8 protein-coding genes are annotated in these 13752 nt (G+C 58.4%); all 8 read left to right on the forward strand.

What is annotated here, in order from left to right; all coding sequences use genetic code 11:
* Positions 1-53 precede the first annotated feature (53 nt).
* The 8 genes from ACSPHG_RS04485 to recD all read left to right on the forward strand — a co-directional run bounded on the left by ACSPHG_RS04485 (position 54) and on the right by recD (position 13636).
* On the forward strand, positions 54-524 hold the full coding sequence (locus ACSPHG_RS04485; protein ID WP_435952331.1) for a prepilin peptidase-dependent protein: 471 nt from the start codon (positions 54-56) through the stop codon (positions 522-524).
* Positions 515-1075: a prepilin peptidase-dependent protein gene (locus tag ACSPHG_RS04490; RefSeq protein ID WP_435952332.1), complete on the forward strand. Its 561-nt coding sequence runs from the start codon at positions 515-517 to the stop codon at positions 1073-1075. The genes ACSPHG_RS04485 and ACSPHG_RS04490 overlap by 10 nt, the downstream gene beginning before the upstream one ends.
* Complete coding sequence (locus ACSPHG_RS04495; RefSeq protein ID WP_435952333.1) at positions 1072-1503, forward strand: DUF2509 family protein; 432 nt, start codon at positions 1072-1074, stop codon at positions 1501-1503. The genes ACSPHG_RS04490 and ACSPHG_RS04495 overlap by 4 nt, the downstream gene beginning before the upstream one ends.
* Positions 1485-1826 (forward strand): prepilin-type N-terminal cleavage/methylation domain-containing protein, encoded by a 342-nt coding sequence (locus ACSPHG_RS04500; RefSeq protein WP_435952334.1) that lies wholly within the window; start codon positions 1485-1487, stop codon positions 1824-1826. The genes ACSPHG_RS04495 and ACSPHG_RS04500 overlap by 19 nt, the downstream gene beginning before the upstream one ends.
* 7 nt (positions 1827-1833) lie before the next feature.
* Entirely contained in the window at positions 1834-5211 is a 3378-nt protein-coding gene (recC, locus tag ACSPHG_RS04505; protein WP_435952335.1) for an exodeoxyribonuclease V subunit gamma, read from the forward strand.
* A gap of 150 nt (positions 5212-5361) precedes the next feature.
* Positions 5362-8247, forward strand: a complete 2886-nt coding sequence (gene ptrA, locus ACSPHG_RS04510; RefSeq protein WP_435952336.1) for a pitrilysin — start codon at positions 5362-5364, stop codon at positions 8245-8247.
* A gap of 11 nt (positions 8248-8258) precedes the next feature.
* Positions 8259-11801: an exodeoxyribonuclease V subunit beta gene (recB, locus tag ACSPHG_RS04515; protein WP_435952337.1), complete on the forward strand. Its 3543-nt coding sequence runs from the start codon at positions 8259-8261 to the stop codon at positions 11799-11801.
* Complete coding sequence (gene recD / locus ACSPHG_RS04520) at positions 11798-13636, forward strand: exodeoxyribonuclease V subunit alpha (protein WP_435952338.1); 1839 nt, start codon at positions 11798-11800, stop codon at positions 13634-13636. Before recB ends, recD begins: the two co-directional genes overlap by 4 nt.
* The last annotated feature ends 116 nt before the right edge of the window (positions 13637-13752 follow it).

Here is a 13752-nt window from a genome sequence, read left to right on the forward strand (position 1 = left end):
CGAAACGACATCTCTGCGTAGCGGCATGCAGATTGCCCGTGCACACTCTCGCCATGAAAAAAGAACAGCGTGGTTTCAGCCTGGTGGAAGTGATGGTGGTCATGATTATCGTCGTGGCGCTGAGCGCGGGCGGCCTGTATGGCTGGCAAAAATGGCAGCAGCAACAGCGTCTGTGGATAACGTTGCAGCAGGTCAGAAATCTGCTCGAACAGCTGCGCAGCGACGCGAACTGGAAAAACAGGGACCATCAGCTCTCGCTGGGTCGTTCCGGCTCCGGCTGGTGCCTGGCGAGTCTCGCGCAAGGGCATGACTGCATCAGCCCGTCGCGCTGGCAGCTGGCGCAGCCTTTTCCTGACGTGGACATCGTTGCAATGACCGGCGGGTTAGGCTTTTACGGCCTGCGCAGTACGGCATGGCCTGGGCATCTGATCCTGCGAAGCCCGGCAGGGGAATGGCGTATCGTCGTTTCGGCGTGGGGGCGAATCCGCACCTGTAAGGTAAGCGAGGCAGGAACATGCGGCTAGCAAACAGGGGATTTACCCTGCTAGAAACCCTGATAGCGATGGCATTAAGCAGCGTTGTGCTGCTTGGGGCGGGCAAGCTCTTTCCGGCGCTACAGCGCGGCGTGCTGACGCAGTACCAGCAGGCGGCGTTGCAGGAGTCGCTTTGGCAGCTGGCGTTTGGTTTTGGTAAGCATCTACAGCGAGCGGGGTACTGCCACGGAACATGCGGTGGGGATGGCTTGGCGCTGCTGAAAAACGGCGAGTGCGTGCTGGTTCGCTGGGATATAAACAGTAACGGGAAATGGGAACCGGCAGGGCACGCCGAAACGGAGATAACCGGTTTCCGGCTGCGCAACGGTAGCCTTGAAACGCTCAAGGGAGCAACCAGCTGCGAAGGCGGCAGCTGGGAGAAAATTTCAGATCCTGAAACGATGATCGTCAGCCATTTTTCAGTGATGCGACACGCCCGCAAAGCATTGCAGCCTTTGCTGGAAATCCGGCTTGGCGCTTCGCTCATCGACGGCAGACTGCCGGTTACGCTAAGACATATTGTCGTCGGGTATAACCTGTGAAAGCGCGTGCCCAGCGCGGGAGCAGCTCTTTGGCATTTGTGCTGCTGCTTTTCTCCCTCGGCATGCTGATGCTCAACGGGCTTCAGCGCCAGCTCAGCCAGCAGCAGGCAACCGTCGCAAGTGAGATTGGCTTCCTTAAGCAATATTCCGGGGCCATATCTGCTTTGGCATGGGGTAGCCGACAAAGCTGGCAGGCCACCGGCAGCTGGTCTTGCCAAAACAGGCCAGGCGAATGGCGCGCTTGCGTACTGCGAACAGAAAAAGGCGGGAGCCTGATGGCGGCTCAGATGCTGTCAGGGAAAGATAAATCCCCCGTTACGCACTATCGCTGGGGCGAAATAAAAGACTCCCGTTGGCAAGCAAAAGCCCACGGCTGGGTAGACTTTTGCCCCTTACCGGAGGTGTCTCAGTGCCTGCTGCCGCAGTAAAGCCTAAACAAAGCGGGTTTAGCCTGCCCGAAGTGCTGTGCGCTCTGGCGCTCTTCGCCGTGGTGATGATGGCGCTGCTGGGCTATCACCGGGTACTCCAGCAGGGATTTCAGGCGCAGTGGCAGTTCCGGCAGCTTTGGCGTTTGGCCGTCGAAGCCGCGGAGCCCTATTCGCCGGAGCCGGATGCACAATGGAAAGTCATCCGACAGCAGACATCCGAAGCGGGATGTGTCAGCATCGCCGTTAACATTACAAGCCCTGTGGGGCGCAACGTGCAGCTATCAAGGCTGCACTGCCCGCAGCAGGTACCAAGTCAGGAGTAGCGATTTTATGTTGCGTGTTTACCATTCCAACCGTCTGGATGTACTGGAAGCCATAATGGAATTTATCGTCGAGGGCCAGCCCCTTCCCGATCCTTTCCAGCCAGAGGTGGTGCTTGTGCAAAGTACGGGGATGGCGCAATGGCTACAGATGACGCTGGCGCAAAAGTTTGGCATTGCCGCCAACATTGAGTTTCCACTCCCGGCGAGTTTTATCTGGGATATGTTTGTGCGCGTCCTGCCGGATATTCCGGAACAGAGCGCATTCAACAAGCAGAGCATGAGCTGGAAGCTTATGAAGCTTATTCCGGACATGCTGGAACGTCCAGAGTTCGCGCTGCTCAAGCATTACCTCACTGAAGACAACAACGCTCGGAAGCTCTTCCAGCTCGCATCGCGTATTGCCGATCTCTATGACCAGTATCTGGTTTACCGTCCCGGCTGGCTGAGCAAATGGGAGCAGGGGGAGCTGGTCGACAACGCCGGTGACGCTCAGCTGTGGCAGGCCCCGCTTTGGGCGGCGCTCGTTCAGCACACCCGCGAGCTTGGCCAGCCGGAATGGCATCGCGCCAACCTTTATCAGCGCTTCATCAGCAGGCTTGAAAACAGCGACGAATGCCCTGCTGGCCTTCCCCCGCGAGTATTTATCTGCGGCATTTCGGCGCTGCCGCCGGTTTACCTGAAGGCTCTACAGGCGCTAGGAAAGCATATCGACGTCCATCTGCTGTTTACCAACCCCTGCCGCTATTACTGGGGCGATATCAAGGACCCGTCATATCTTGCGCGCCTGATTAGCCGCCGTCGCCGCAGCCATTATCAGGCGGGCAACGCGCTGCCTTTGTTTAAGGATAACGAGACGGCGTCGTCCCTGTTCAACGACGACGGGGAGCAGGATGTTGGCAACCCGATGCTGGCCTCGTGGGGCAAACTGGGCCGTGACTATACCTTCCTGCTCGCCGAGCTTGAGCAGTTTGAAGAGATTGATGTGTTTGTGGATATCGAACCGGATAACCTGCTGCACAGCCTGCAATACGATCTGCTGGAGCTGCAAAACAACGCCGTAGCGGGACTCACGGAAGAAGACTACCGCCACAGCCGCAACAAGCGAACGCTCGATCCTGAAGATCGTTCCATCACCTTCCACGAGTGCCACAGCCCGCAGCGTGAGGTCGAAGTCCTTCACGATCGTCTGTTGGATATGCTGGATGCCGATCCGGATCTTACGCCGCGCGATATCATCGTGATGGTCGCCGACATCGACAGCTACAGCCCGTTTATCCAGGCCGTTTTCGGCAACGCCGCTCCCGACCGCTGGCTGCCGTTCGCTATTTCCGACAGGCGTGCAAGCCAGGCGCACCCGGCGCTACAGGCGTTTATCAGCCTGCTGTCCCTGCCGGACAGCCGCTTTATGGCCGAAGATGTGCTTGCCCTGCTGGAAGTACCCGCGCTTGCCGCGCGTTTCTCAATCAATGAGGAGGGGCTCAGGTACCTGCGCCAGTGGGTAAACGAGTCCGGCGTACGCTGGGGAATCGATGATGATAACGTCCGCGAGTTCGACCTCCCGGCGACCGGGCAGCACACCTGGCGATTTGGCCTGACGAGAATGCTGCTGGGCTATGCCATGGACAGTAAAACCGGCGAGTGGCAGTCGGTACTGCCGTATGACGAGTCCAGCGGCCTTATCGCCGAGCTTGTCGGGCAACTGGCTGAACTGCTGATGCAGCTTAACCGCTGGCGTCAGGCGCTATCAACCGAGCGGCTGCTTGCCGACTGGGTGCCGGTCTGCCGCGAAATGCTGGAATGCTTCTTCCTGCCGGATCAGGATACCGAGGCGGCGCTGGCGCTTATCGAAAAGCAATGGCAGGAGATGATCGCCCACGGCCTTGAGGCCGAATATCATCAGCCGGTGCCGCTAACCCTGCTGCATGACGAGCTGGCGCAGCGTCTTGACCAGGAGCGTATTAGCCAGCGCTTCCTTGCGGGGCCAGTAAACTTCTGCACCCTGATGCCGATGCGCTCCATTCCCTTTAAGGTTGTCTGCCTGCTCGGAATGAACGATGGCGTCTACCCGCGCACCCTGGCGCCGCTCGGATTCGATCTGATGAGCCAAAAGCCGCAGCGCGGCGACCGTAGCCGCCGGGACGACGACCGCTACCTGTTCCTGGAAGCGCTAAACTCGGCGCAGCAGCGTTTTTACATCAGCTACATCGGCCGTTCCATTCAGGACAACAGCAGGCGCTACCCGTCCGTGCTGGTGGAAGAGCTGCTCGACTACATTGCCCAAAGCCACTGCCTCCCGCAGGACGAATCACGCACCTGCGATGAAAGCGGCGAGGGCATAAAGCAACACCTTATTTTCCAGCACAGCCGCACGCCGTTTGATGCCGCTAACTTTGTGCCAGCAGCCCTGGGACAAAGTTACGCCAGTGAATGGCTGCCCGCCGCCAGCGAGCGGGGCGAGGCGCACGGCCCCTTCATTCAGATTTTGCAGCACAAAGCTCAGGAAGAGATCTCGCTTGAGCAGCTGCAGCGTTTCTGGCGGCATCCTGTTCGCGCTTTTTTCCAGATGCGGCTGGGCATCAACTTCTGGCTGGAGGATATGGAGCTGCCGGACGCCGAACCTTTTACGCTCGATAGCCTCGAGCGTTTCCAAATGAATCAGCAACTGCTCAACGCCCTGGTTCAGGGGGACGAACCGCAGCTTCTTTTCAGACGATATCGAGCCGCAGGTGCCCTGCCCTATGGGGCGTTTGGTGAAATTGTTTGGGAAAACCAGTTAACAGAAATGGGGGAGCTGTCCGCAAAAGTGATAGCTGAGCGGCAAAACAGCACAAGCGTGGAAGTTGATATAACCCTTGCGGGAACAAGACTGGTAGGGTGGCTGTCCGATGTTCAGGAAGACGGGCTGCTGCGCTGGCGTCCTTCGGTGCTGAACGTGGCGCACGGCATGCAGCTATGGGTTGAACACGTCGTCTGGTGCGCAATGGGTGGCGCAGGAAGCAGTCGGGTTTATGGTCGTAAATCATCGGAATGGCATTTCCCGCCGCTTGAGGTTGAGCAGGCAAAAAGCTATTTACTGCAACTTATTGAAGGCTATCAGGAAGGATTACGCCAGCCGCTCCTGTTACTACCAAATAGTGGAGGTGCGTGGTTAAAAGCCTGTTACGACCAGGCAAATGATGCCATTTTATGGGATGAGCAAACGCAGCAGAAAGCCAAAAGCAAACTGCTTGCGGCGTGGGAAGGCAATCAGATGGTAGAGGGCGAAGGGGCAGATATCTGGCTGCAACGCCTGTACCGGGCGCTGGATAATGACTACTACGAAGCCATCATCCGCGAGGCCGAGCGTTATCTGCTGCCGCTGTTCCGTTTCAACCAGCCACAATGATTGTATAAAAATTGCACAGCCCGGCAAGTTCATCTATGATGCGCATCTTGCTCAGGGCTGGCGAAAAAAGTAACAACTGCGATAGCGAAATAGTTTAAAAGTTGTTAATGATGAGTGAGTTAGGAAGTTTCGTGATGAAGAGGTTCGTGAATGCCTAAATGCAGCACCTGGTTAAAACCGCTTTTCTTGTTCGCTGCTCTTTGGGCACCATTAAGTCAGGCCGACACGGGGTGGCAACCCCTCCAGGAAACAATCCGCAAAAGCGATAAGGACAATCGCCAGTATCAGGCTGTGCGCCTTGATAATGATATGACCGTGCTGCTGGTTTCTGACCCGCAGGCGGTGAAGTCGTTGTCTGCGCTGGTGGTGCCTGTCGGATCGCTTGAAGATCCGGATAATCATCTGGGCCTCGCACACTACCTTGAACATATGACGCTGATGGGCTCAAAGAAATACCCCGAGCCGGACAGCCTGTCTGAATTTCTCAAAAAGCACGGCGGCAGTCACAACGCCAGCACGGCAACTTATCGCACCGCGTTCTATATGGAAGTCGAGAACGACGCGCTGGCGGGTGCCGTCGACAGGCTGGCCGATGCTATCGCCGAGCCGAATCTTGCCCCAGAGTATGCCGAGCGCGAACGTAACGCGGTGAACGCGGAGCTGACGCTAGCCCGCGCCCGTGACGGGATGCGCATGGCGCAGGTCAGCGCCGAAACGCTTAACCCGGCTCACCCCGGCTCACGCTTCTCCGGCGGTAATTTGGAAACGCTGCGCGATAAGCCCGGCAGCAAACTGCTGGATGCGCTGGTGGCGTTTCGTAACCAGTACTATTCCGCCAACCTGATGAAGGCCGTCATTTACAGCAACAAGCCTTTGCCAGAACTGGCAAAAATCGCCGTGGATACCTACGGGCGCGTACCGAATAAGAACATTGAGAAGCCGGTTATCGACGTTCCGGTGGTCACGGACGCGCAGAAAGGCATCATTATTCACTACGTTCCGGCGCTGCCGCGTAAGGTGCTGCGCGTTGAATTCCGTATCGATAACAACAGCGACAAATTCCGCAGCAAAACCGACGAACTGATTGGCTACCTGATTGGTAACCGCAGCGAGAATACCCTGTCTGACTGGCTGCAAAAACAAGGCCTGGCCGACAGCATCCGCGCCGACTCCGATCCGCAAATCAACGGCAACAGCGGCGTGTTTGCAATCTCTGTTTCGCTCACCGACAAGGGGCTCGCCCAGCGTGATGAGGTCGTTGCGGCCGTCTTTAGCTACCTGAATAACCTGCAACAGAACGGCGTGGATAAACGTTATTTTGACGAGCTGGCCCACGTGCTGGATCTGGATTTCCGCTATCCGTCCATCACGCGTGACATGGACTACGTGGAATGGCTGGCGGATACCATGCTGCGCGTGCCGGTTGCCCATACTCTGGATGCGGTAAACATTGCTGACGAATACGATCCCGCCGCCATCAAAGCGCGGCTGGACATGATGACTCCGCAAAACGCTCGCGTCTGGTATATCAGCCCGAAAGAGCCGCATAACAAAACCGCTTATTTTGTGGACGCGCCCTATCAGGTCGACAAAATTACTCAGCAAACCTTTAGCGACTGGCAGCAAAAATCGGCGGCTATTGGCCTGACGCTGCCGCAGCTGAACCCGTACATTCCGGATGACTTCACGCTCATCAAACCGGATAAAGCCTACGTTCATCCTGAACTGCTGGTGAAAGAGCCGGGTCTGCGCGTGCTTTATATGCCGAGCAAGTATTTTGCCAGCGAGCCGAAGGCCGACGTGACGATGGTGCTGCGCAATCCGCAGGCGATGGACAGTGCGAAAAATCAGGTCATGTTTGCGATTAACGATTATCTGGCGGGGATTGCGCTGGATGAGCTGAGCAACCAGGCTGCGGTAGGCGGTATCAGCTTCTCCACCAACGCTAACAGTGGGCTAATGGTCAATGCGAACGGCTACACGCAGCGCCTGCCACAGCTGTTTGAAGCTCTGCTGCAGGGCTATTTCTCTTACACGCCGACTCAGGAACAGCTGGACCAGGCGAAGTCCTGGTATGCGCAGATGATGGATTCGGCGGATAAAGGCAAAGCCTACGACCAGGCCATTATGCCCGTCCAGATGGTTTCGCAGGTGCCTTACTTCCAGCGGGAAGAGCGCCGGGCGCTGCTGCCGAGCCTGACGCTAAAAGATGTTATTCACTATCGTGATGCCCTGAAAACCAATGCAAAACCGGAATTTTTAGTGCTGGGTAATATGGACCCCGATCGGGCTAAGAGTCTGGCGCATCGGGTGCAGAGCGTGCTTGCGACCAAAGGCAATGAATGGTGTCGTAACAAAGACGTGCTGGTCGATAAGCAGACTCTGGCAATGTTTGAGAAAGCCGGAAGCAGCACCGATTCAGCGCTCGCTGCGGTCTATGTACCTAAAGGTTATGACGAGACGGTTAGCACCGCCTACAGCGCTATGCTTGGGCAAATCATTCAGCCGTGGTTCTACAATCAGCTGCGTACCCAGGAACAGCTTGGCTATGCGGTGTTTGCCTTCCCGATGTCCGTAGGACGCCAGTGGGGAGTTGGATTCCTGCTGCAAAGTAGCGATAAGCAGCCGGCCTATCTCTACGAGCGGTTCAAGGCGTTTTATCCGACGGCGGAGCAGAAACTCCGCAACATGAGCGCGGAAGATTTCGCGCAAATGCAGCAGGGTATTATCAGTGAAATGATGCAGGCTCCGCAGACGCTTTCGCAGGAAGCATCGCAGCTCAGCAAAGATTTCGATCGTGGAAACATGGACTTTGATTCGCGTGATAAAGTAGTCGCCGAAATTAAAAAGCTGACTCCAGCAAAACTGGCGGATTTCTTCCATCAGGCGGTCGTTGAGCCTCAGGGTGCCGCACTGCTCTCGCAGGTATCCGGCAGCCACAGCGGCAAGGCGGAATACGCCGCGCCTAAAGGCTGGAAAACCTGGGAGGGAGTCAGCGGTCTGCAACAAACGTTGCCGCTTATAGATACAAAATAAAGTGAGAGATAATGACCGGAACCGCACAGCCCCTTGATCCCCTAAGCTTGCCGCTAACCGGCGAGCGACTGATTGAAGCTTCTGCCGGTACCGGGAAAACGTTCACTATAGCGGCGCTCTATTTGCGGTTGCTGCTGGGACTGGGGGAAAGCGCTGCTTTTCCTCGCCCGCTCGGCGTTGAAGAACTGCTTGTGGTGACCTTTACCGAAGCGGCCACCGAAGAACTGCGTGGCCGCATTCGCGCCAACATTCATGAACTGCGCATCGCCTGCGTGCGCAACTTCACCGAAAACCCGCTGCTGGTCCGCCTGCTGGCGCAAATCCCCGATCGCCATCAGGCCGCGCAGATTCTGCGTCTGGCCGAGCAGCAGATGGACGAAGCCGCCATTTTCACCATCCACGGTTTTTGCCAGCGCATGCTCAGCCTTAACGCCTTTGAGTCCGGCATGCTGTTCGAACAGAAGCTGATTGAAGATGAGTCGCTGCTGCGCCGCCACGCCTGCGCTGACTTTTGGCGTCGTCACTGTTACCCGCTGCCGAAGCCGGTCGCCCAGGCGATGAGCGAACAGTGGTCCGGCCCGGAAGATTTGCTGCGCGACATAAATAGCTGGCTGCAGGGCGAACAGCCCGCGTTAAAACAGCCGCCTGCGGATAACGAAACGCTGATTGCCCGCCATGAGAAGATCGTCGCGGCGATCGACAGCGTAAAAGCTAACTGGCTTGCCGCCGCGCAGGATATTGCCGCTGCCATCGAGCAGTCCGGTGTCGACAGGCGCAGCTACAGCAGCAAAAATTTGCCCAACTGGCTAAATATCGTCGGCGAGTGGGCGCAGAGCGAAACCACCAGCTATCAGCTACCGGACGCGCTAGGCCGTTTTTCTCAGGCCACGCTTGATGAAAAAACTAAGAAAGGCGAGCCGCCGCGCCATCCCGTTTTCAGCGAGATTGCCGCGCTGTTGGCCGAACCCCTGACCCTGCGCGACCTGGTTATCGCCCGCGCAATGGCGGAAATTCGCTATATCGTGCAGCAGGAGAAGCGCCGCCGTGGCGAGCTGGGCTTTGATGATATGCTAAGCCGTCTTGATGACGCGCTGCACCAGCCGGGTGGTGACGCGCTGGCCGCCGCCATCCGCGCGCGCTTCCCGGCGGCGATGATTGATGAATTCCAGGATACCGACCCGCAGCAGTATCGCATTTTCCGCCGCCTGTATATCCGCCAGCCGGATACCGCGCTGCTGCTCATCGGCGACCCGAAGCAGGCTATTTATGCTTTCCGCGGCGCGGATATTTTTACCTACATGAAGGCGCGTCAGGAAGTGAGCGATCACTACACCCTGGACACCAACTGGCGCTCGTCTCCTGCGATGATTACCAGCGTCAACACGCTGTTTAACCAGCTTGAAAATCCCTTTTTATTCCGCCAAATCCCGTTCCTGCCGGTAAAAGCCGCGCCTAAAAATAGCGGCCTGCGTTTTACCGTGCGCGGCAAGGCGCTGGCGGCGATGTCGCTGTGGCTACAGCCGGGGGATGGCTGCGGTGTAAGTGATTACCAACAGGCCATGGCGATGCAGTGCGCGCAGCAGATTCGCGACTGGCTGACCGCCGGTCAGCGCGGGGATGCGCTGCTGTGGCAGGGCGAGAAATCTCGCCCGGTTCAGGCTTCTGACATTACCATTCTGGTGCGTAGCCGGGGCGAGGCGACAATCGTTCGTGAAGCGCTTAGCGGGCTGAATATTCCTTCGGTTTATCTCTCCAACCGCGACTCCGTTTTTGCCACGCCCGAAGCCCGCGAGCTGCTGTGGATTTTGCAGGCGGTGCTGACGCCGGAAATAGAATCAACCCTGCGCAGCGCGGTGGCGACCAGCGCCCTGGGCCTCGACGCGCGCCATATCGAAGCGCTGAACGAAGACGAAGAGGCGTGGGACAGGCTGGTGGAAGAGTTTACCGCCTATCGCCAAATCTGGCTGCGGCGCGGCGTGATGCCGATGCTCCGCGCCCTGATGACGGCGCGGCAGGTCGCTGAAAACCTGCTGGCGACATCCGGCGGCGAAAGGCGGTTGACGGACATTTTGCACATTAGCGAGCTGTTGCAGGAAGCGGCCTCGCAGGCAGACAGCGAGCATGCGCTGGTGCGCTGGCTCGCCCAGCAGGTCGCCGAGCCGAACAACAATGCTACCAGCCAGCAGCTGCGCCTTGAAAGCGATAAGCACCTGGTCCAGGTCGTGACCATCCACAAATCGAAAGGGCTTGAGTATCCGCTTGTCTGGCTGCCTTTTATTGCCAACTTCCGCCAGCAAAACAGCGGGTTATACCATGACCGCACAACCTTTTCCTCGCTGCTGGACTTGAGCAACAACGAAGAAAGCCTGAGCCTTGCGGAAGAAGAACGCCTTGCGGAAGATCTACGCCTGCTGTACGTGGCGCTGACCCGTTCTATCTGGCACTGCAGCCTCGGTGTCGCGCCGTTGTTCCGTGGAACGCGCGCCAAAAAAGGCCCGAGCGATTTGCATCTTGGGGCTTTGGGGTATCTGCTGCAAAAGGGCGAAGCGCAGGATGCGGCGGGGCTACAGGCGAGCCTTGATGCGCTTGCCGGTGAGGCGATTAGCATTGAACAGCTCAAGCCAAAGGACCCGCAGCCGTGGCAGCCCGTGGCGGCCGAGCGCCCGGAGCTGAGCGCCCGCGTGATGCAGCGGCGGGTGTCCGACAACTGGCGCGTCACCAGCTACTCCGGGCTACAGCAGCACGGGCAAAGCATCGCCCAGGATTTACTGCCGCGCCTGGACGTAGACGGTGCGGGGGTTGAACAGGAGCAAAGTGAGCCATCACTCACTCCGCACTCATTCCCGCGCGGCGCGGCTCCCGGCACATTCCTGCACGGCCTGTTCGAAGGGATTGATTTCACCCAACCGCTGGACGATGAGTGGGTTGCCGCTGAGCTAAACGTTCAGGGCTATGGTGAGCAGTGGCAGCCGGTGCTGAGCAATTGGCTACGCGAGGTTTTACAGGCTCCCCTGAATCAAACCGGCGTGTCGCTAAACCAGCTGTCGCCCGCCGACAAACAGGTCGAGCTGGAGTTTTATCTACCCATCGACACCGACCTGCAGGCCCAGGCGTTAGATCGCCTTATTCGCGAGTACGACCCGCTTTCTGCGGGCTGCCCGCCGCTGGATTTCCGGCAGGTGCGCGGCATGCTCAAGGGCTTTATTGACCTCGTATTCCGCTGGCAGGGGCGCTATTACCTGCTCGACTACAAATCCAACTGGCTCGGCGAAGACAGCCAGGCCTATACGCAGCAGGCGATGGCGGCAGCCATGCAGTCTCACCGTTACGACCTGCAATATCAGCTTTATACGCTGGCGCTACATCGCTATCTGCGCCACCGTATTCCTGACTATGACTACGAAACCCACTTTGGCGGCGTGATTTATCTCTTCCTGCGCGGAGTGGAAGGCAGCGGGTCGTCGCAGGGGATTTTTGCCACGCGCCCCGACGTCGAGCTGATCGCGAAAATGGATGCGCTGTTCGCCGGTACTCATGTAGAGGTCACGCCATGAAAATGTCCGAACTGCTGCAGCAGGCGGCCGAACAAAAGCTGCTGCGGGCGCTGGACGTCCAGTTTGCCCTGATGATCGCAAGCGATGAAAGGCCCGCTTTGATGCTGGCTGCGGCTTTGCTGAGCCATGATGCGGGCGAAGGGCACGTGTGTTTACCGCTGGCGCGGCTTAAGCCCGAACATCTTTTTGCTGGCCGTCAGGTTGAGCTGGTGGAGCAGCTGTTTGCCGCCGCCGGTGCGGTTGCCGACTGGCGGGGCGAGCTTCTGATTTCTGATGCGGTAAGCGAAAACGAAGATGCCACGCCGCTGAAGCTTATTGGCGACAGGCTTTATCTCAACAGGATGTGGCAGAACGAGCGGTCGGTGGCGGAGTTCTTCGGCGCGCAAAACCGCCCGATGCCGCTGGACGAGCAGCAGCTTGCCGGAGTGCTTAATCACCTGTTTGAGCCGACCGAGGACATCGACTGGCAGAAGGTTGCCGCCGCCGTTGCTCTCACGCGGAGGATCTCGGTGATTTCCGGCGGGCCGGGCACGGGGAAAACGACAACCGTTGCCAAACTTCTCGCGGCTTTGGTTCAGCTGTCCGGCGATGCTCTGCTGCGTATTCAGCTTGCCGCACCGACGGGTAAGGCTGCCGCTCGTCTGACTGAATCGCTCGGTTCGGCGCTGCGCCGTCTGCCGCTTAGCGATAAGCAAAAAGAGGCGCTGCCGGATGACGCCTGCACGCTGCACCGCCTGCTGGGCGCGCAGCCGAACAGCCAGCGTCTGCGCTATCACGCCGGTAATCCGCTTCATCTGGACGTGCTGGTGGTGGACGAAGCATCCATGGTCGATCTGCCGATGATGGCAAAAGTGATTGATGCCCTGCCAGCCCACGCGCGGGTGATTTTCCTGGGCGATCGCGACCAGCTCGCGTCCGTTGAGGCGGGTGCGGTGCTGGGCGATATCTGTCATTACGTGACTTTTGGCTATTCGCCGGGCCGCGCGCAGGAGCTAAGCCGCCTCACGGGCTATGCGATTCCAGCAGGGGAAGGGGAGCAGGCTAGCGCGCTGCGTGACGGCCTGTGCCTGCTGCAAAAAAGCTATCGTTTCGACAGCCAGTCGGGGATTGGGCAGTTGGCTTTTGCGGTGAACGCAAGCGATGCGCGCCGCGCGCAGGCGACGTTTAGCCAGGGATTCGCCGATATCACCAAGCAGCCGCTGCGCGAAAGCGAGGATTACGCGGCGATGATTGCGGACGCGGTGGAAGGTTACCGCTCCTACCTTGAACTGACCCGCCAGCAGGCCGCTCCCGAACAAATTCTCGAAGCCTTCGGGCGCTATCAGCTGCTGTGCGCGCTGCGGGAAGGGCCGTTTGGCGTTGGCGGCCTGAACGAGCGTATTGAACAGGCCTTGATTCATAAGCGCCTGATTAACCGACCGCAGCCTTCGTCTGTGCGCTGGTATAGCGGCCGCCCGATTATGATTTCCCGCAACGACAGCACGCTTGGGCTGTTCAACGGCGATATCGGTATTGCGCTGGAGAGAGGTGAAGGGCTGCGCGTGTGGTTTGCGATGCCGGACGGCAGCGTGAAATCGGTGCAGCCAAGCCGTCTGCCGGGGCACGATACCGCCTTCGCGATGACGGTGCATAAATCCCAGGGCTCGGAGTTCGACCATGCGGCGCTGGTGCTGCCAAATCAGTTCACCCCGGTCGTGACGCGGGAGCTGGTGTATACGGCCATTACGCGCGCGCGAAAGCGCCTGTCGCTGTATGCCGATGATAGGGTGCTTGAGAAAGCGATTTCCACGCGTACCGAGCGGCGCAGCGGGCTGATGGTGGCTTTCGGCGATTGAGTGTGGCGGTAAAGAGAGGATAAGAAGGCGGATGGCGCAGGCTTATACGCCGTCCGAAGCATCAACGGCGGCATTTCGTAGGGTGGATAAGCGCAAGCGCCATCCACCACATCGAC

Origin of the sequence: Dryocola baronae, assembly GCF_051297175.1 — a bacterium.
Classification (GTDB): Bacteria; Pseudomonadota; Gammaproteobacteria; order Enterobacterales; family Enterobacteriaceae; genus Dryocola.